The sequence below is a fragment of the Janthinobacterium sp. HH104 genome (assembly GCF_001758715.1).
Lineage (GTDB): Bacteria > Pseudomonadota > Gammaproteobacteria > Burkholderiales > Burkholderiaceae_D > Janthinobacterium > Janthinobacterium aestuarii.
Genome location: NZ_LRIB01000046.1, coordinates 1 through 1,237 on the forward strand (window position 1 = coordinate 1; position 1,237 = coordinate 1,237).

1 protein-coding gene is annotated in these 1,237 nt (G+C 55.9%); it reads right to left on the reverse strand.

The features are described 5' to 3' along the window. Nucleotides 1-10: 10 nt before the first annotated feature. A protein-coding gene (locus tag JAB6_RS21255; RefSeq protein WP_139143366.1) for an IS3 family transposase occupies nucleotides 11-1,173 on the reverse strand; the annotation gives its coding sequence in 2 pieces (ribosomal slippage) (nucleotides 11-918 and nucleotides 918-1,173; 1,164 coding nt in all). Nucleotides 1,174-1,237 lie beyond the last annotated feature (64 nt).

The window sequence follows — 1,237 nt, forward strand, 5'->3', positions numbered from 1 at the left end:
TTTGTAGTGGTCAACCCATCCCGGACACTACGTTAAGTTTTTCTTCGGCGACGGCCGGTGCCAATCCGTGATTAAACTGATGTGGCCGTATCCAGTTATACCGGTGCATCAGGTAATGGCTGATGTCCCGTTGTGCTTCCTGTGCCGTCATGTAACCAGTTGACGGCAGCCATTCAGTTTTGAAGCTGCGGAACAGCCGTTCCATCGGAGAGTTATCCCAACAATTTCCCCGACGGCTCATACTCTGTCGTATCCGATAGCGCCACAAGCGCTGACGGAATTTTCGACTGGCGTACTGGCTGCCTTGATCCGAATGAAACAGCAGGCCCTGCGGTCGACCTCGCTGCTCGTAAGCCATTTCCAGCGCTTGCACAACAAGGTCGGCGTCGGGCCGTAGCGAGAATGCCCAGCCCACCGCTCGGCGAGCGCACAAATCCAACACCACTGCCAAGTAATACCATCGGCCTTGCGCCCAGACATAGGTGATGTCCCCGCACCAGGCCTGATTTGGCGCCTCCACTGTGAATTCACGATTGAGGTGGTTCGGAATATCGACCCGCTCCACCGTAGCCTGCTTATAGGCATGGCTGCCAGGCTGTTTGCAGACCAGCCCTAGCTCTTCCATCAAACGACTGACTTTGAAGCGGCCAATTGCCGTGCCTTCTTCGCGCATCATGCCCATGATGCTGCGGCTTCCCGCCGAACTGCGACTCTCGACGAACAGCTCGTGCACGCGGCTACGCAATGCCATGCGCTCAACATCAATGTGCCGGGCGCGCTCCCGATGCGCGTACAGGCATGACCGCGCTACGTCGAACACCGCGCAGATCAACTCGATTGATTCGTTACCACAAATCTGATCGATTACCTCGTACGTTCTATCCCTTCCGACATCAAGAGCGCGGTAGCCTTTTTTAAAATGGACTTCTCCCGCTCGAGACGCTCAATGCGCGCTTCGAGTTCCTGTATTCGCTGCTGATCAGGCGTCATTGCCTTACTCTGTGGCGTGATGCCTTGCCGCTCCAACTGAAGCTGCTGCACCCAGCGGCGCAGCACTGATTCGCCGATGCCGACCGACCGGCTTGCCTCCGTATGGCTATATCCTTGGTCCAGTACCAGGCATGCCGCCTGCTGTTTGAACTCAGGGGAAAACGTACGTCTTTGCTTACTCATCAAACACCTCTCCATGGCGAGCATTCTCGCCTAAATCAGTGTCCGGGTACATTAAACCACTACA